Genomic DNA, 17,674 nt, shown 5'->3' with positions numbered 1-17,674 from the left:
TCCTGCCGGAGTTCTTAGGAGTTTATAGATCCTGGGATAGCCGTACCATATCCCGCAGCCGCATCCCGTTCTCGTAAATCTCCTCTTCATAATGCCGGACGAAAAAATCCCGGTCGATCGCCGTCATGCGGAAGCCGCATTTTTGGTACAATGCGAGCTGGGCGACACCGGTGCTTCCTGTACCGACCTCAATGGTGGCGAATCCGAGCTCTTTAGCCTGACGGACCGCATGGTTGACCAGCTGCTTGCCGAAGCCTTGGCCGTGCCGCTCTTCCGCTACGGCGACATTGACGAGTTCGACGGTATCGGGCCGCGTAGGCAGCAGAACATATACGCCGATAACTGCGGAATCGACTTCGCCGATGTAGCAATGTCCCCGATGGATATAGTCCTCCACCAGGCGCTTTGAAGGGTCCGCGAGCAGCAGCAGATCCATGGGAGGCGGTTCACCAGGAATAAGCCGTCGGATGTTCATAGCGTCGTCTCCTTTCATCTTCCACTTCCAATCTCGAAATCGAAGCATTATATTTGCTATTTTATCACAAAAAAGGGCTCGCTCACGCTTCTCATGGAAGCAGCGGCCCGCCCCGTGGTTCCTTGTGCGAGTGGAACAAGCGCATGGCTTGTCGTCCGAGCGTCGACGCTGATCATCGTACCAGCAGTGATCATTACATCACGCGCGGGAGAGGCACGCGGTAAGAAATCCCAATTAGCGCCTCCACACTCGGCTGCAAATGGAAATCGGGAAAGGCGCTAACTCTTGTATCGGAGCGGATTCCCTCGAAAAAATACACCAGGATAAACATAGCGATCCGAATTCGCTCATACATAAGGTGTAAGATGATTTATGACAAGGGAGGACTTGCGCTTGAACAACTATGGATTTTACGGATACCCGCCGCCGACCGGATATTCGCCGAGCAGCTTCTATTCTGCACCCCCTACGACTCCTGGGCACCTTGCACCGCGAGCATCGGCTGTTCCGCTGCATGTCAATTACGTAACCCTTGTAGAGCCAATGTTTATGGACCATCTGCTCAAGCATAAGGGGGCGAAAATTACCGTCGTAACGACAGCGGGAAAAGTAGAGGGCATCCTCTCCGGGGTCACCGCAGATCATATCCAGCTGACCGTCGGGGATAACAAGGCGCTGCATATTCGGTTGGCACAGGTGGTGTACTTTGAAGGGGTTCCCTATTAGCAGGGGCCTTACGTCATCTTAGTTTGGCTATAATTGAATTTTACCGCTGTTGCAGGCAGGATCGGGCGGTATAAACCGCCAATATGTATACATGGATCCGGAAGGCGTCTATCGTAGACGCCTTTTATAAACGACAGATCCGGCTTCGTTTGTTCTCATGGCAGCACCAGCTATGGGGCAGGCCTGTGTCGGATTTCCATATTACCTAAGCTTTTCGTTCTCAACCGACGATAAGTAGGAAGTGTATCCGGTGATATTTCGACCGTTTTTTATAGATCCAGAGACTAAGGTGCGGGATAGCAAGAGAGGTGGATTTTTCATGACTTCATTAAATTCGTATAACATTCGAGTGGCGACGGCACAGGACGAGCCCTTTCTATGGGATATGCTGTACGAATCCCTGTATGTGCCTGATGGGGCGGAGCCCTTTAGCAGGGATATCCTCAACGAACCCTTCATGAGGAAATATGTGGAGGGCTGGGGCCGAGAGAGCGATCTGGGCTATATCGCGACCAACGGGGAAGGAAAGCCGATGGGCTCGATTACCCTGCGGTATTTTGACGAGGCGAACAAAGGATTCGGCTACGTCAGTGACGAAATTCCGGAGCTTGGCATGGCCCTGCTGCCGGAGAGCAGGGGACAAGGGATTGGAACGGCGCTGATGAGGGCGTTGCTTCAAGGAGCGAAATCCAGAGGCATCTCCCGGTTATCCCTAAGTGTAGCGCCGGAGAATACGGCAGCAGTGAAATTATATAGGCGCTTTGGGTTTCAAGAGGTTGGCGTATTTGGCACATCCATTACAATGGTAGCGGACGTCGTATAAAAATGAGAGTGATCCATATCGGCGATTCTTTAACGAGCGACATCCGGGGTGCGCAGAGCCTGGACATTGCGGCGATGTGGCTCAACCGGCTGGGCAAACCGCAGGCGGAAGGGATCGAGCCCGATTACATTTGCACAACCTTGGATGAGGCTCAGCAGGTGCTGCATGGCCATCATAAGGAAGAGGCAAGGACGTGAGGCAACGAAAATGCCATATATGGACTGTGTTCGCTAAAATCCAGCGGCTTCTGAACTAGAAAGCTTTAACAAGCCATGACAAGTTAGAACAAGCTAGAACAAGCTAGAACAAGCTAGAACAAGCGTCCCGGGCTAACCGAAGACGCTTGTTTTTTCGGCTAAAGGAGTCCGGCTCGGATAGGAAGCAGGTTTGGAGAATTCGGTTACGGTAACCCCAAACCTTTTACCCCGAAACTGCGTTATAGCTACGTACTGATCACAAGGTTAAAGAAGGTGCGGGCATGAATCGAACGAAAACGATGCAGTTTGCCGGCAAAGGTGCGGCGTGGAAGGCGGACTATACCGTTACGCATAAGGATAAGGTTAATGCGAAGCAGACCGTATTTCAGGACGAGCTTGGCGGGAAATTAAAGCTTCAGTATGTCGGGAAGGTGCCGCTAGGCAGCGGTAGAATTACCTACCGGCTGGAGGATCGAAAAGGACGCTTCTCGGAAGGCGAGATCATTGCGGGGACGGACGATGCCGGCATGAAAGAAACCCTCTCCACCCTGGACTACAGTTCTTTGCTCGATATGTTGGATCCTGATAAGGAACTGATCCTCACCATAGACTGGGAGAGAGGAAGCGAACAGTTTCTGCTGACCCTTCCACCCTCAATCGGCTTCGGCAGAGTTCCCCGTAAACGGTGAGGTCTATACCTGTCCAAGAACCGTCCATCTTCAAGAAGAAGGGACGGAGCTGGTGGATTTTAACCCTTTTTTAAACGAAGGCGCTCCCCCGATTTAACCTGGACCTTGTAAACTATAAATAGAAACCTCATGAAGGGAGTGAACGGGGCGTGCTGGAGGCGTATTTGTTCCCGATATCGTATGCATTTTTGACTTTTCCCATAGCAGCCTTGCTGTGTGCGGTCCCGTTTCTGATCGTGCAGTACCGCAAGTATGGCTATTTCAATAAATTTCGCGGGTTTCTTCTGTATCTGTTCCTGCTCTATCTGCTCAATGCGGTGTACCTGGTGCTGCTCCCGCTGCCGGCATCTCGACATAATGCACCGATGGACGTGTCCTCGGTGATCCAGTGGATTCCGCTCAATTTTATTCACGATATTGTGAAGGAAACCCAGGTGGTTCTGTCGGAGCCTGGGACGTATATACACTTGATTAAGGAGCGGGCTTTTCTGCAGGTGGTGTTCAACATCCTGCTGGTCGTGCCGTTCGGCATGTTCCTCCGTTATTATGCCCGGGTGAATTGGCGTGCGTGCCTGGTTGCTTCATTCGGTCTGTCGCTGTTCTTTGAGGTAACCCAGGTTACCGGGATCTACGGCTTCTATGACCACCCTTATCGGCTGTTTGATGTAGATGACCTGCTGACCAATACGCTCGGCGGGATGGTTGGCTTCGTGCTGGCCGACTGGATGAAGAACCATCTGCCACGGATGGATCGGTTGGATGAGAAGGTGGATCTGTCCAAGAAGCGGGTCAGCTATACAAGAAGAGCAATCGCTTTTGGCATCGATGCGATGATTACGTTGCCGGTCATCGGGATTATGTCCGTGGTGCTGAACGTGAAGGCCGCGTATTTCATCGTTGTCATTCTGTACTATATCGTAATTCCGTATATGCTGGAGGGGCAGACGGTAGGCAAATGGATTGTACGGATTCGCATCCAAGGGCAGGGCGAACATCTGAAGCTGAAAGAGATCATTATCCGGAATGGGCTGCTGTACGTCGTGTGGGGCGGCATTCATGCCCTGCTGATAACGCTGAGCTTCCCGGGCTCTGGCTTTCTGTATGCCTTGTATGTCATGGGAATGCTGCTGATCGACGGGGTTGTCATGGTCCATCTGCTGCGGTGCCTCTTCAACCATGAACGGACGCTGCTGCATGAGGCGAAGAGCGGAACCAGACAGGTGATCGCGGAGAAAAGACAGCCTGCGGCGGGGCGAAGCGAAGGGAATACTGTCTGATCGTTACTTCTTTCAAGAAGAAGCTCGATAAAGCCAAGGATATTATCGATATTGGCCGTTGTGCCTGCACTCGATTCATACCATGGCATGCGGCAGGAGCCGGGGATGGAGATTCAGGTCGGCGGAAGAAGCAAACAAATCCAATGAAATCGTCCATGAAGGACAGATCAAGAAGTACGGCCGGTGTATAAGGTTAAGCCCAAGACACCGGCTTTTATATTTATGTCGGCCAACCGGTAGGTTCAGCAGGGGCAGCCGGATGCTATATCAATAGCGGTCGAAAGTATGGAAATCAATCATTCAACCTATATAAACGTCAGCTTCGGGCATATCGGGCTCAATCAAGGGCCCTTCAACAACGATGACGGTCATGCCTAGCTCGGAGCCGGATTCATGCCACTCCCCTTTTTTCCACAGCACGGCCTGTCCAGCAATCACCTTCGTTCTCGGTCCATGATTGGCGGTAACCCAGCCTTCTCCTTCAACAACGATAAACAATTGGTCCGACGATGCCGGATGCTCTCCGACCACGCCCCCGGCGCCGATGTGCATGCAGCCGATGTGGTGAATGGGGATGGCTGCTTGACTCATGAGTATTTTCGACATAATCAGATGCTGGCTGCCGTATACGGAAATCGGGCGTCCGGCGTCCATGTCAAAGCGGAATATCTTCAAAGCCTCATCTCCTCTTGGAAAATTCATCAAAAACGATCTATTGTATGATAACATAAGGTGAATAGCACCACGGTGAATTCTCGCATACAAGCGAGAGATCCGTACTCGCGAACCACACATGTCAAAGCGGATTTGATGGAAGCCTTGAAGAACAACATACAGGAGTGACGTTTCATGGATAAATGGGAGTATAAAACTTTGAAATTTAAGACACGGGGATTTCTCGGGGGCAAGGTTGATGAGGAGGAATTCGAGGATTTACTGAACAGCTACGGGATCGACGGTTGGGAATTGGTGTCGTGCTTCGATACAAGCATGTATCAGGGCCAGTCCAATGATATTATTGCTGTTCTGAAGCGGAAAGCATATCTCGAGTAGTGACCAAAGGAAAGAGGGAGTGGATCCAGTGATCATTCGGGAGACGGAAGATGCGTTTGTGATGACAACTCAGGACGATCATGGCCGGTTCTCCGGGGACGTTGCCCGGGGCTTCCGGAAAGAGCTGTTCCTGGATGAAACGGTAGTGGAAGAAGTGCTGCTCGCAATCGCCGAGCATGATCGGGCCTGGCTGCCAATGGATGATACGCCCATCTGGAATGATGCGGTCGGGGTACCCTTTACTTTTGTTGATTATCCGACATTGCCGAAATTGCTGATGTATGCCAAGGGGGTTGACGAAACGGAAGCGATGAACCCCTATGCAGGGTACTTATGCAGCCTTCATTATGCGTCGTTTATGAAAAATGCGACCGAAGCGCCCTTCGTGGAGTTTTATCATGCGGAGCTGGAGCGCCAGGAGAGGCTGAAGAGTCAGCATCCTTTTCCGGATGAGGAGACAATCCAGCGGCAGTTTGCGCTGCTTCAGCTGTGCGATGACCTCTCGCTTTATGTATGCATGAACGCTCCCGGCGCGACCAAGGAAGAGGAGCACCCGTGGTTCAGGGATGGCTTTGATATGTCCGTGGATGGACAGCGGGTTGCGGCTGAATGGCTGGGCGGCGAAGAGATCAGGCTGAGCCCGTTTCTGTTCGAGCGGGAGTGGCCGGTTGTGCTTAAGAATAAGCATGTGCGGAAAGCGCAGATTAAACAAGAAGGCATCGCGAAGGCATTTGAGCATGCTCCATGGACCGAGCAGAAGGTTCTCTTCGTTCCGTAGCCGGAAGTGTGCAGGGCTATACGTATTTTTGAAGATATCAGACAATAACTACTTCGGAGGATCTGCTGCCCGATACCGTAAGAAAAACTAACCGTTTAACGCGGTCTGTATTCTGTGAGTACGTCGAGAGACATTTTTCTTATGGAATATGGTATGATCCGGTTTGAAGCCATGGAAAAATCCCGTCAGATTGTAGAGGTTGAAGGATGAAGAAAAAAGAGTTTTTGATCGTAGCCATGTTGAATTTTTTAGCGGCGATAGCCTTTTTGGTCGTGGTGATTATCACCGACCGCAGCTCATGGAAGTGGGGATTCGGCCTCGTGTCGCTGCTGTTCGCGCTAGGCGGGATAGGCAATATCGTCCTCCATTTTAAAAATAAATCGTAGGTGCAGCACTCGATGCAAGTTATAAACAGCATACATTACTGGGGGCTCCATGCCCCCGAATTGAACTTGCGTCAATGGTGCTCCTTCCCAATCATTGATATGAATGTGATAGTATTCACTAAATCTAAAATAGGGGCCTAGCCAAGCCTTCCACTCGTAGGATAGGAGAGGACGTGCAGGCGTCAAAGGCGCTGACCGCTGCCGCTTCGAAGGGACAGAACCCAGGACAACCGGTGGAGAATTGGCGGGGAGCCGGGGAGGACGAAAGTTCCACGCCAGAGGTCTTTTGGCGAAGAGCAACGTTCAGACTCAGGACCCAACGCGGCCCGGCAGAATTCCTTCAAATCCATCCCTTTTCCTCCGCAGTCGTAATCGCCTCGATTCGATTCTTCGCCCCCAGCTTGCTCAAGATTTCAGACATGTAGTTGCGGACCGTGCCGTAGGATAGATGCAGCTTGGCGGCAATCTCGCTCGAGCTGCTTCCGCCGGCAGCCAGACGGAGCACCTCCCGTTCACGTTCCGTAAGCGGGTTCGCATCTCGCATCGTCCCGAAGACAAGCTCGGGCGAAACCTCCCGGCGGCCGTCCATGACGCGGCGGATCGCTTCCGCCAGCCGCTCGCTCGGCTCATCCTTCAGCAAGTATCCTTGAACGCCTGCTTGGACCGCCCTCTCGAAATAGCCCGGCCTTGCGAAGGTGGTCAGGATGATGACCCGGCATTCATAGCCAAGACGCTTGATCTCCTCAGCCACCTCCAGGCCGCTGCGAACCGGCATCTCGATATCCAGCAGGCAAATATCGGGACGGTGGGCTGCAATCAGAGACAGAGCCTCATCTCCATTGCCTGCTTGCCCAATCACATCGATATCCTCCTCAAAATCTAGCAAAGAAGCCAGTGCGCCCCGAAGCATGCGCTGATCCTCGGCGATCACCACTCGGATGCTCATGTGTATCCTCCTCCTTCCGGTTCTCGTTTTTGATGACGATCGGTACGCGAATGGTAATGATCGTTCCTTGGTTAGAGCGGGCTTCGATCGTCCCTCCGATCAACGACAGCCGTTCCGCCATTCCTTTCAGGCCGTTGCTCCCCTCAGCGGGAAGCGGACTGTCGTTCGGGAGACCAACCCCATTATCGGCGACGATCATCCGCCACTCATTCTCCAGCGTTTCCATCCGAATCCGGCATTGGCTGGCCTTGCTATGCTTCACCACATTCGTTACGGACTCGCGCAGGCAGAGGCTGAGAATATTATGAGCCAGATCCGGAATTCCTTCCAGCCGCTCATTTCCTTCACAAACCAGCTCAATCCCGGCGCTGTCCAGAATCATGCGGGCATCCCGGATTTCTTCGGGGAGCGTGGCTGTCCGCATTTCAGCGACAAGCTCGCGCACCTGGCGCAAGGCCGCACGGGACGTATTCTGGATTTCGCGCGCTTCCGCCTGGGCCTTCATCGGGTCCTTCGTCACCAGCTTCTCCACGAGCTGGCTCTTTAGCGTGATGAGCGACAGCGTATGGCCAAGCGTGTCATGAAGGTCGCGGGCGATGCGCATCCGTTCTTCGCCTTTAATCAAATTGCGGATTTGCTCATTGGCTTTCGCAAGCTCCTGTTCCAGCTTCTGCCGCCTGCTCAGAGAACGGAAGCCGAGCGGCGACAGCAGCATGATCAAGAAGAATGGAATGAGCACCAAGAGATCGGCGGTTTCGAGCGTTGGTGCATAGAGCGCCAGCGGGATCGCTTCGACAAGGAAGAAGATCAGCATAGCCGTTTTGAATCGGCGGTCATCAATGTACCAGCCGATGAAGTTGGCGGAGAAGAAGCCCATATACATAAAGGTAGGGTGATACCAGGTGGACAAGATGAAGATGACGGCAAGCTGGACTAACAGCCAATACATAAACGATCGCTTCTCTACTTCAAAATACAGCTGACGGTACGTAAAAAGAAATACCGCTAGCAGGAAGAAGCCGATGCCCATTTTCCACGAATCGAATTTGAACATGTTGTAGATCGGCAATATTACATACACCAGCCACAGATAGGGGAAGAATCCCATGTGGCGCGGAAACACCTCGAATCTTTGTCCTCTCATATATCCATCACACTCATCCCCTTAATCGGCTTGTTGTTTTTTCCGAATATAGGTGGATAGTATCATAAATACGAGCAAATATCCCGTCAAAATCAGGATGTGATCCCAGCCTGGTGCCTCGCCGCGCGTAATGGCCCATGCCCCGCCGCCGAAATGGTAGGAAGGCATCCACTTGCCGATCGCTTGCATGAAGCCTGGCATGGCCTCGATCGGGAACCACATGCCGCCGGTCACGGCCAGCGCCAGATAAATGCCGTTGCTGACGCCGCTGGCCGTATCGACGCGCCTCATGGCTCCAATCAGCGTACCGAGCGCGAGGAAAGGAATGGAGGCGATAAGGATCCACAATCCGCTGAACAGCCACTGCCAGAAGGAGAGCGAGACGCCGTTGATGAGATAGCCGGCAGTGAAAATAACAACGATGCAGAGCAGGTGCATGATCGCCTGCACGAACATTTTGCCGAAGAAATAGACGCTGCCCGGAAGCGGCGTTACCCGCATATAGATCGACCACCCCTGCACCCGCTCCTGAACGAGCCGGATGCCAAGCGACATAATGGCCGTGCCCATGACGCTGAAGGAGGTCATCGACATGAGGTAATGCGCCTGCCACTGGCCAGCCTCGGCTGCGCCGGTATCCACGATGCGGGTGAAGATGAAATAGAACAAGATCGGCATGGCCAAAGACCAGAATATATAGTACGGATTGCGAATCATCCGCAGCAGTTCCATCCGGCATTGAATCGTAATCAACTTCAGGTTTTTCATGTTAACCCGCCTCCCCTTGACTCATCGTTAACTGATCGAATGCTTCATCCAGACTGCCCTGATCGATCCGGATATCGCGAACGGCGAGTCCGGCACGGAACAGTGCCGCCAGCGCTGTGTCCGTATCACTCGTGACGGCGATGAGCCGCCCGTCCTGCTCGTAGACATCCGTTACGCCCGGCACCTCATGAAGCAGCCGTATCACCTGCTGGCCGTCCGCATCCGCGATGAAGGAAACCGTGCGCCGGGTAAGCTTGGATTTGATGGCTTCAGGCGTACCGTCGGCCGCCACTTGGCCTTGGTGAAAGAGCACGATGCGTTCGGCTATATCGTCAGCCTCCTGCAAGTAATGCGTGGTGAACAAAATGGTCTTGCCTTGGGCCTTGAGACCTCGGACAGTCTGCCAGAACAGCCGGCGGGCGGACGTGTCGAGACCCACCGTCGGCTCGTCGAAGAACAGCAGCTCGGGGTTGCCTGCGATAGCCAGCGCGAAGCTGAGCTTGCGTTTCTGGCCGCCGGACATTTTCACCGCCCATTTGCCGAGTTCCTCGGGAGTGAGCCCGCTGAGCGCTGCGATTTCCTCGAGCGTCATCGGATTCGGATAATAGCTGCGGATCAGGTTGATGATCTCCCGCGTCCGCAGGCCGTCCATGACGCTCACCTCTTGGAGCATCGCTCCGATCTTTTCCCGAACCTTGAGATCTTTCGGGCTCTGGCCGAAGAGAAGGACCTCGCCTTCGCTTGTGTCCTTGAGCCCCAGCATCATGGAGATCGCGGTCGATTTGCCCGCGCCGTTAGGCCCGAGAATGGCCGTAATGGATCCACGCTCAATCGTAAAGGATACTCGGTTCACGGCTTTCTTGCTTCCGAACGTTTTGGTCACCTGCTTCAGCTCGACGATCGGTTCGCCGCTTAGCTGTTGTATCATAGGTTACGCACCTCCGTTTTCGTTATCGTGATCATGATTCCATGATATCGGGAGCGGGAAAGGCGCGTTAGTAAAGGATGTCACCGGTTTGAAATGACTTTTGTCATGTTGCAGGGAGACAGCTGGACGATTGGTTTAGTGATGGAATTCATGCCAAACATTTTCCCATATAACTTTTACCATTCTTAGAGCGTCTACTATATATCAATCAGCTGACATTCTTACCAAGAACGGACAATAGAAATGCAATAAGGCCAATGGGGAGAATAGATGGAAGGGGGAAGTTCTCATCAAAAAAAGCACGATATTTTTAGTAGCTGTATCTATTCTTGCTGCATCATCTTTATACTTTGCAACGAGTGCAGGGAATCCGGATAAAGATCGTCCAATAACAGGAACAGTTAATATGGATGCCAAATATATCGCATTCGACACGATCGAGGAACTCGATCAAGCCGCGGACGTGATCGTTATCGGTTCCCCGATTAAGGATTTTGAGGATCGGGAACATATGGCGCAATATTTTGAAGATGGAATGATCCAGGATTTCTATACAATGACCGAGCTGAGGATCGAGAAGGTTATCAAACAACCGGACGGGATAGACATCGGCGAGATGATGGAGCTCATTGAACCGTTAAGCATTATAGAAGAGTCCGGGAACCAAAAGACGAAAATCATTATGGATGATTACCGCGAATTGAAGAAGGGCAGCAGGTACATTCTTTTTCTAAAAGACAATACGTTCGGCCAGTACAGCATCATCAACATGAACAACGGTAAATTTAACCTGGATAATACCGATGATTCCGATATGCCTATGGGGCAGCAGGACCTTGCGTTTAAAACTTCCCTGAAAAACCAAGTTTTGCGGAAATACGACCTGTATTGATTGCGAGTAAGAATACCGGAGTTAGATTCGGTGTTCTTTTTTCGCTATCCAACATTTCTGCAGCCTTTAGCCCACATGCCCAGTACCGGATGATTTGAGGGTTGGCGCGATCAATTCGTTAGTGACGCTGGCAATAGGTATAAAAAATGAAACGGTGCCTGTTTTTGTTAAGGGGGTCATGAGCACCTTGGACATCCCGACTTTCTGCGGCCTATAAGGGATTTCTATCCCCTTGTCTTCTCTTGACCGCAGGGGTGCCTTCAATTATAGTGGGTACAGTAGGAGCAATCTATAAATTATAGAAGGAAAAAGGTGGCTTGTAACATGTCTGAGAAGATCTACGTCGGTGTCGACCTGGGCGGAACGGCAATCAAAGTCGGAATTTGCGACGAGGAAGGGCATCTTCTGCATAAGTTTGAGGGGCCTACGGAAACAGCAAAGGGCGTTGACACGGTAATTGACAACATTGAAAAATATGTGCGTCACATTGTGGAGGAATCGCCATACACCTGGGATCAGCTGGCCGGAGTGGGAGCCGGATTCGCAGGCTTCACGAACATTCGTGAAGGCATCATTATTCTGGCACCGAATGTAGGATTCAAGGATGTACCGATTCGCGCCATTTTGGAGGAGCGTCTTGGCAAGCCGATCAAAATAGACAACGATGCGAATGTAGCGGCGCTTGGAGAAGCATGGAGCGGCGCGGGCCGCGGAGTTGATAACTGCGTATGCTATACCCTGGGAACCGGCGTAGGCGGCGGCATCATCATTAACGGCAAAATTTATCAAGGCTTCGGGGGAATGGCCGGCGAGCTCGGACATATTTCGGTTGTCCCTGATCTGGAAGCCATCCAATGCGGCTGCGGGAAAATGGGCTGCCTGGAGACCGTATCCTCCGCTACCGGCATCATTCGCATGGCGAAGGACGCCGTGGAGCGCGGAGACCGCACCTCCCTGTCGCTCGTGCAGAACATCGCGGCCAAGGAAGTGTTCGACGCGGCGAAGGCGGGCGACGAAGTGGCGATCCGCATCGTAAATCGCGCAGCGTATTACCTGGGCAAATCGATGGCTGCCGTATCGGCTGTCCTGAACCCGGAAGCTTATATTATCGGCGGCGGCGTGTCCAAAGCCGGCGACATTCTGTTCGATGAGGTGAAGGCGGTATTCGCGAAGCTGACACCGGAGCCGCTGCAGCGCGGCGTGCGTATTGTGCCGGCCGAGCTTGGCAATGATGCCGGCGTCGTCGGCGCTGCCGGACTTCACCTGCGCTCGTAGTTAATTCATCATTCGATTTTAACTTATAAGGGAGGGAAAGCTGATGCTGGAAGCAGCCGAACGAGGCAGCAACACATCATCGATGGCCACCCTGATCATCATTACCGGGATGTCGGGAGCAGGTAAAACATTGGCCGTGCAAAGTCTGGAGGATCTTGGGTTCTTCTGCGTGGATAACCTGCCCCCGGTGCTCATCCCGAAATTCGCGGAACTGATCGATCAGTCCAAGGGCAAGATCGGCAAGGTTGCGCTGGTCATCGACCTGCGCGGACGTGAATTCTTCACGGCCTTGTCGGAATCGCTAAATTATATTAAGGATCACTTCACGATTCACTGTGAAATTCTGTTCCTCGATGCGACCGATTCCGTACTCGTTCAGCGTTATAAGGAGACCCGTCGCCGCCATCCGCTCGCTCCGGAAGGCATGCCGCTTGACGGGATCCGACTGGAACGGAAAATGCTCGAAGAGCTGAAAAACTCGGCAACACAAGTGATCGATACGAGCAATATGAAGCCGCTCAAATTAAAGGAGAAAATCATCTCGCGTTTCACGCATCTTGAAAGCAGCATTCTGTCGGTCAACATTACGTCGTTCGGGTTTAAATACGGCATTCCGATTGACGCAGACCTGGTTTTTGACGTCCGGTTCCTGCCGAACCCTCATTACGTCGAGCAGCTCCGCCCGAACACGGGCCAGGACAGCGACGTGTACGACTACGTAATGAAATGGCCGGAAACCCAGGCTTTTCTGACAAAACTGCTGGATATGCTGCATTTCTTGATCCCCCAGTATCGCAAGGAAGGCAAGAGCCAGGTCATCATCGGCATCGGCTGCACCGGCGGCAAGCATCGTTCGGTAGCGATTGCGGAGTACCTCGGCAAGATGCTGGGCGTAAGCGAGACGGAGTCCGTATCGGTGAGCCACCGGGATTCCGAGCGGGATCGGCATTAATTAAGGGAAGTGATAGATGTGGCTGTGCAAGCTAGAAAGCGCCCCCGCATTGTCGTAATGGGCGGAGGCACCGGGCTGTCCGTTATGCTTCGGGGCCTTAAGGAAAAACCGCTCGATATAACGGCCATTGTCACGGTCGCAGATGACGGAGGAAGCTCCGGCATATTGCGAAGCGAGCTGCAGATGCCTCCCCCCGGAGACATCCGCAATGTGCTTACGGCGCTAGCCGACGTGGAGCCGCTGCTATCGGATATACTGAAATACCGTTTCAAGTCAGGGTCGGGACTGGCCGGCCACAGCCTCGGCAATCTGATCCTGGCTGCCATGACGGATTTGCACGGAGATTTTGTCACGGCAGTCAAGGAGATGAGCCGGGTTTTTGTTGTTCGCGGACAGGTGCTGCCCGCAGCCGGTGAAGCCGTCATCCTGCACGCGGAGATGGAGGATGGCACCATTGTCACCGGTGAATCCAAAATCCCGGAGGCCGGAGGCCGCATCAAGCGGATATTCCTGGAGCCGGAGCATGTCGAGCCGCTGCCGGAGGCGCTGGAAGCGATTCAGCAGGCGGATGCGATATTGATCGGTCCAGGGAGCTTATATACGAGTATTTTGCCAAATCTGCTCGTTCCGAAGCTGTCCGAGGCGATCGTCGCCTCGGAGGCGATTAAAATTTTCGTCTGCAATGTTATGACGCAGCCCGGCGAGACAGATAATTATACGGTGAGCGATCATCTCCAGGCGGTGTATGACCATATTGGTCTTCACCTGTTCGATTATGTTATTGTTAATGATGGAGAGATTCCGCCTCAGGTTCAGGATAAGTATGCCCAGAAGGGTGCCAAGCCCGTCTATTTGGACCGTGATGAGGTGACCAGCCGTGGATATAAACTTATTGCGGATAAGCTTGTGCTATTTCGAACATACTTGCGGCATGATGCCGACAAGCTGAGCAACCATATTTTCCAGCTGGTGCAAGACTGGATTTCACGAAAGGGGTGAGTACCTTGTCCTTTGCGGCACAAACGAAGAAGGAACTAACGATGGTCGAAAGCCAAAACTGCTGCGAGAAAGCCGAGCTGTCCGCGTTGATCCGGATGAACGGTTCTGTTCAGCTGTCCAACAAAAAGGTGATTTTGGATATTTCGACGGAAAATGCCGCGATTGCAAGGCGTATTTATTCCTTAATTAAGAAGCATTTCCAGGCGCATACCGAGCTTTTGGTGCGTAAAAAAATGCGTTTGAAGAAGAATAACGTATATATCGTCCGGATTCCGGCCCAGGTTCAGGAAATTTTGAAGGAGCTTCGCATCGTGTCCGAGGGATTTCTGTTTCAGTCCCGGATCGATGAGAAGATCATCCGGAAAAATTGCTGTAAACGGGCGTATCTCCGCGGTGCCTTCATGGCGGGCGGATCGGTGAACAATCCGGAAGGTTCTTCGTATCATCTCGAGATTGCTTCGATGTATGAGGAGCACTGTCAGTCCCTCGTTGAGCTTGCTAACCAGTTTCGCCTGAATGCGCGCTGCATCGAACGCAAGAAGGGCTTTATCTTCTACATTAAGGAAGGCGAGAAGATCATTGAGTTCCTCAATCTGATCGGCGCTCATCAAGCGCTGTTTAAATTCGAGGATGTCCGCATTATGCGCGACATGCGCAACTCGGTGAATCGGATCGTGAACTGCGAGACCGCCAATCTCAACAAAACGATCGGTGCCGCTGTTCGTCAAATCGAGAACATCAAGCTGCTTCAGAAGGAAGTAGGACTTGAGAATTTGCCGGACAAACTGCGGGAGGTCGCCGAAATCCGGCTGGCTCATCCCGATATGAACCTCAAAGAGGTCGGGGAACTCCTCAAGGGGACCGTCAGCAAGTCGGGCGTCAACCACCGTCTGCGCAAGATCGATGAAATGGCCGAAAAGATCCGCAATACCTGACATTTTTTCTTCTAGTGTCCTGTATGCTAAAATGGTATAATATTATAAAATGTCAAGACGCTTTCAATACCGCAGATTTATAAGATAGGGGGTAATTTTCATGACAAAGCACCCGGTAGTCGTTCGGTTGAAGACGGGGCTCCATGCTAGACCGGCCGCGCTGTTCGTTCAGGAAGCGAATAAATACTCATCTGAAATTTTTGTTGAGAAAGATGATAAAAAAGTAAATGCCAAAAGTATCATGGGAATTATGAGCCTTGCAATCAGCTCGGGTACGGAAGTGCATATTAGCGCTGAAGGAGCCGATGCCGAGCAAGCGGTTACTTCTCTGGTTAATCTTGTGAGCAAAGAGGAACTCGAGAACCAATAAGCCATCCATGTTTAAGAAAAGTCTTGTGTTTGCAAGGCTTTTTTTAATATATGGGCGAGCGACGTGCCCCATACCCAAGTATGCATCGCGCGGAGCATGTTAGATCTACATATGACTTTACAGAAAAGGGGAAGCGATTCCGCCTTTTTTTGTTTCTGACCCGGAAAGCTGTTGTTTAACTTCAGTTTAACTTGTTGTTTTATTCTGACCTTACACCATAAATAATCGGACGGGGAAGGGAAGAGAAACAATGAGTGTACTGGAAAATACGGCAGACGATCTTCAGGCGTCACAAGACGAGAATCGAAAAGCAGGCTCGCAGGCGTTTTTCCGCCTGTTGAAAGAGACCAAGCCGCCGATGGCCCTGCTCGTGGGCGCCATTCTGCTCAATGTCGTCTCGACGCTGGTCGGGCTGGTCATTCCGATGTTTACGAAAAACCTGGTGGATGGCTTTTCCTTAACGGATATGAACCGGAGCCATATCATAGGGCTTGGCATCGCATTTATCGTGCAGACGATCGCCGCAGGCTTCTCGATCTATTTGCTGAGCTATACGGGACAGAAGATGGTGGCCGCCCTGCGGGACCGGCTGTGGAAGAAGCTGCTGGTGCTGCCGGTAAGCTATTACGATCATAACCGGTCAGGGGAAACGGTCAGCCGAATGACGAATGATACAAGTGTCATTAAGGGCCTGATCTCCGATCATGCAGCCGGCTTCGCCAGCGGGATCGTGTCGATCGTCGGATCCATCGGGGTGCTGCTGTATCTGAACTGGAAAATGACGCTGACCATGTTCGTCGTCATTCCGATTGCTGCGCTGATCCTCGTTCCTCTGGGACGCAAAATGTATAAAATATCGCTGGGCATGCAGGATGAGACCGCATCGTTTACGGCGAATATCAGCCAGGTGCTGTCCGAGATCCGTCTGGTCAAGGCCTCCAATGCGGAGAATCGGGAGTACGCTAACGGCAGCAGAGGCATAAGGAATCTGTTGAGATTCGGCATTAAGGAAGGCATCGTATCCGCCTGGATCGCGCCGCTGATGTCCTTTGTGCTGATGATGCTGCTCGTCGTCGTCATCGGCTACGGCGGATTGCAGGTGTCGACCGGGGCGCTGACGGCAGGCGAGCTCGTGGCGTTCATTCTATACCTGATTCAGATCGTCATGCCGATGACGCAGCTGACAACGTTCTTCACCCAGCTTCAGAAGGCAAAGGGGGCTACCGAGCGGATCTTGGAGGCGCTCGATGCCGAGGAAGAGGCGTTCGAGGATGGGATGGATGTACTTGATGCGAACCAGCCGGTATCGATTGAGCATCTGACTTTCAGCTACAAGCCGGGTGAGCCGGTGCTGAAGAATGTCAGCTTCCGGATGGAGCCGGGGACGGTTACGGCCGTTGTCGGGCCGAGCGGAGGCGGGAAAACGACGCTGTTCTCCATGCTGGAACGTTTCTACCTGCCGCAGGAGGGACAGATTAAGCTTGGCCAGGATCCGATTCATACATTTGCTCTACGGTCCTGGCGCGGATTGATCGGTTATGTCTCGCAGGAAAGCCCGATGATTGCCGGTACGATCCGCGAGAATCTGTGTTATGGGACGGAGCGGGACATCAGCGACGCGGAAATCCGGAGAGCGGCTGAAATGGCTTATGCGGACGGATTTATCGATGAGCTGCCTAACGGCTTCGATACCGATGTAGGTGAGCGAGGGATCAAGCTTTCGGGCGGACAACGGCAGCGGATTGCGATTGCGAGGGCACTGCTCCGGGATCCGAAAATATTGATGCTGGACGAGGCGACCTCGAGCCTGGACAGCCGCTCCGAGATTGAAGTCCAGAAGGCGCTGAAGAACCTGATGGCCGGAAGGACGACGATTATTATCGCTCACCGGCTGTCGACGGTGGTGGGCGCGGACCAGATCATTTTCATCGAGAAGGGGGCCGTTACCGGAAGGGGCACCCATGAGGAATTGGTACGGGAGCATGCGATGTACAGGGAATTTGCAGCTCAGCAGTTACAGATGAACGAAAGTCCGGAGGCCTAGGAAGCAGGCCGGGGCAG

The 17,674-nt window shown here is 52.6% G+C and carries 21 protein-coding genes; 15 read left to right on the top strand and 6 right to left on the bottom strand.

What is annotated here, in order from left to right; all coding sequences use genetic code 11:
• Positions 1-22: 22 nt before the first annotated feature.
• A complete protein-coding gene (locus NSQ46_RS29185; protein ID WP_007132979.1) occupies positions 23-475 on the bottom strand; it encodes a GNAT family N-acetyltransferase in 453 nt (150 codons plus the stop codon).
• Positions 476-868: 393 nt separating this feature from the next.
• Here NSQ46_RS29185 and NSQ46_RS29180 point away from each other — a divergent pair, with 393 nt between their 5' ends.
• The 5 genes from NSQ46_RS29180 (at position 869) to NSQ46_RS29160 (ending at position 4,187) form a co-directional block, all read left to right on the top strand.
• Positions 869-1,201, top strand: coding sequence for a DUF2642 domain-containing protein (locus NSQ46_RS29180; protein ID WP_007132981.1), 333 nt, complete (start codon positions 869-871; stop codon positions 1,199-1,201).
• A gap of 319 nt (positions 1,202-1,520) precedes the next feature.
• Entirely contained in the window at positions 1,521-2,024 is a 504-nt protein-coding gene (locus NSQ46_RS29175) for a GNAT family N-acetyltransferase (RefSeq protein ID WP_007132982.1), read from the top strand.
• A 2-nt stretch (positions 2,025-2,026) separates the two neighbouring features.
• Positions 2,027-2,221 (top strand): HAD hydrolase-like protein, encoded by a 195-nt coding sequence (locus tag NSQ46_RS29170; RefSeq protein ID WP_007132983.1) that lies wholly within the window; start codon positions 2,027-2,029, stop codon positions 2,219-2,221.
• 281 nt (positions 2,222-2,502) lie between these two features.
• Entirely contained in the window at positions 2,503-2,910 is a 408-nt protein-coding gene (locus NSQ46_RS29165) for a hypothetical protein (RefSeq protein ID WP_007132984.1), read from the top strand.
• Positions 2,911-3,059: 149 nt separating this feature from the next.
• The gene (locus tag NSQ46_RS29160; protein ID WP_040740355.1) at positions 3,060-4,187 is read left to right on the top strand and encodes a VanZ family protein; all 1,128 of its coding nucleotides are present in this window, start codon (positions 3,060-3,062) and stop codon (positions 4,185-4,187) included.
• Between the two features lie 300 nt (positions 4,188-4,487).
• On the opposite strand, the gene NSQ46_RS29155 is transcribed toward NSQ46_RS29160, so the two are convergent.
• Positions 4,488-4,862: a cupin domain-containing protein gene (locus NSQ46_RS29155; protein WP_007132986.1), complete on the bottom strand. Its 375-nt coding sequence runs from the start codon at positions 4,860-4,862 to the stop codon at positions 4,488-4,490.
• Between the two features lie 174 nt (positions 4,863-5,036).
• Here NSQ46_RS29155 and NSQ46_RS29150 point away from each other — a divergent pair, with 174 nt between their 5' ends.
• The 3 genes from NSQ46_RS29150 to NSQ46_RS29140 all read left to right on the top strand — a co-directional run bounded on the left by NSQ46_RS29150 (position 5,037) and on the right by NSQ46_RS29140 (position 6,404).
• Positions 5,037-5,240: a DUF4177 domain-containing protein gene (locus NSQ46_RS29150; protein ID WP_007132987.1), complete on the top strand. Its 204-nt coding sequence runs from the start codon at positions 5,037-5,039 to the stop codon at positions 5,238-5,240.
• A gap of 19 nt (positions 5,241-5,259) precedes the next feature.
• The gene (locus tag NSQ46_RS29145; protein ID WP_244152806.1) at positions 5,260-6,018 is read left to right on the top strand and encodes a DUF3891 family protein; all 759 of its coding nucleotides are present in this window, start codon (positions 5,260-5,262) and stop codon (positions 6,016-6,018) included.
• A gap of 206 nt (positions 6,019-6,224) precedes the next feature.
• Positions 6,225-6,404, top strand: coding sequence for a hypothetical protein (locus tag NSQ46_RS29140; protein WP_007132989.1), 180 nt, complete (start codon positions 6,225-6,227; stop codon positions 6,402-6,404).
• Between the two features lie 340 nt (positions 6,405-6,744).
• Here NSQ46_RS29140 and NSQ46_RS29135 read toward each other — a convergent pair whose 3' ends face one another.
• The 4 genes from NSQ46_RS29135 to NSQ46_RS29120 are packed head-to-tail and all read right to left on the bottom strand — an operon-like array spanning position 6,745 to position 10,190.
• On the bottom strand, positions 6,745-7,350 hold the full coding sequence (locus tag NSQ46_RS29135; RefSeq protein WP_050954105.1) for a response regulator transcription factor: 606 nt from the start codon (positions 7,348-7,350) through the stop codon (positions 6,745-6,747).
• Positions 7,277-8,494 (bottom strand): sensor histidine kinase, encoded by a 1,218-nt coding sequence (locus NSQ46_RS29130; RefSeq protein WP_007132992.1) that lies wholly within the window; start codon positions 8,492-8,494, stop codon positions 7,277-7,279. The genes NSQ46_RS29135 and NSQ46_RS29130 overlap by 74 nt, the downstream gene beginning before the upstream one ends.
• A 21-nt stretch (positions 8,495-8,515) precedes the next feature.
• On the bottom strand, positions 8,516-9,262 hold the full coding sequence (locus NSQ46_RS29125) for an ABC transporter permease (RefSeq protein WP_007132993.1): 747 nt from the start codon (positions 9,260-9,262) through the stop codon (positions 8,516-8,518).
• Position 9,263: 1 nt separating this feature from the next.
• Positions 9,264-10,190: an ABC transporter ATP-binding protein gene (locus NSQ46_RS29120; protein ID WP_028406093.1), complete on the bottom strand. Its 927-nt coding sequence runs from the start codon at positions 10,188-10,190 to the stop codon at positions 9,264-9,266.
• 406 nt (positions 10,191-10,596) lie between these two features.
• On the opposite strand from NSQ46_RS29120, the gene NSQ46_RS29115 reads away from it, so the two are divergent.
• From NSQ46_RS29115 to NSQ46_RS29085, 7 genes are all read left to right on the top strand, one after another.
• Positions 10,597-11,082, top strand: coding sequence for a hypothetical protein (locus NSQ46_RS29115; RefSeq protein WP_342575740.1), 486 nt, complete (start codon positions 10,597-10,599; stop codon positions 11,080-11,082).
• Positions 11,083-11,406: 324 nt separating this feature from the next.
• Entirely contained in the window at positions 11,407-12,357 is a 951-nt protein-coding gene (locus NSQ46_RS29110) for an ROK family glucokinase (protein ID WP_007132996.1), read from the top strand.
• A gap of 43 nt (positions 12,358-12,400) precedes the next feature.
• On the top strand, positions 12,401-13,309 hold the full coding sequence (rapZ, locus tag NSQ46_RS29105) for an RNase adapter RapZ (RefSeq protein WP_007132997.1): 909 nt from the start codon (positions 12,401-12,403) through the stop codon (positions 13,307-13,309).
• Between the two features lie 57 nt (positions 13,310-13,366).
• Complete coding sequence (locus NSQ46_RS29100) at positions 13,367-14,308, top strand: YvcK family protein (RefSeq protein ID WP_186311136.1); 942 nt, start codon at positions 13,367-13,369, stop codon at positions 14,306-14,308.
• A gap of 5 nt (positions 14,309-14,313) precedes the next feature.
• Positions 14,314-15,243, top strand: a complete 930-nt coding sequence (gene whiA / locus NSQ46_RS29095) for a DNA-binding protein WhiA (RefSeq protein ID WP_028406089.1) — start codon at positions 14,314-14,316, stop codon at positions 15,241-15,243.
• A gap of 100 nt (positions 15,244-15,343) precedes the next feature.
• The gene (locus NSQ46_RS29090) at positions 15,344-15,613 is read left to right on the top strand and encodes an HPr family phosphocarrier protein (RefSeq protein ID WP_007133000.1); all 270 of its coding nucleotides are present in this window, start codon (positions 15,344-15,346) and stop codon (positions 15,611-15,613) included.
• Positions 15,614-15,863: 250 nt separating this feature from the next.
• Positions 15,864-17,657 carry an ABC transporter ATP-binding protein gene (locus NSQ46_RS29085; RefSeq protein WP_213613393.1) on the top strand — a complete coding sequence of 598 codons (1,794 nt, stop codon included), beginning with the start codon at positions 15,864-15,866 and terminating at the stop codon, positions 17,655-17,657.
• Positions 17,658-17,674 lie beyond the last annotated feature (17 nt).

The sequence above is a fragment of the Paenibacillus sp. FSL M8-0142 genome (genome assembly GCF_038597315.1).
Lineage (GTDB): Bacteria > Bacillota > Bacilli > Paenibacillales > Paenibacillaceae > Paenibacillus_AQ > Paenibacillus_AQ lactis.
This window is presented reverse-complemented; position numbering and strand designations above follow the sequence as displayed.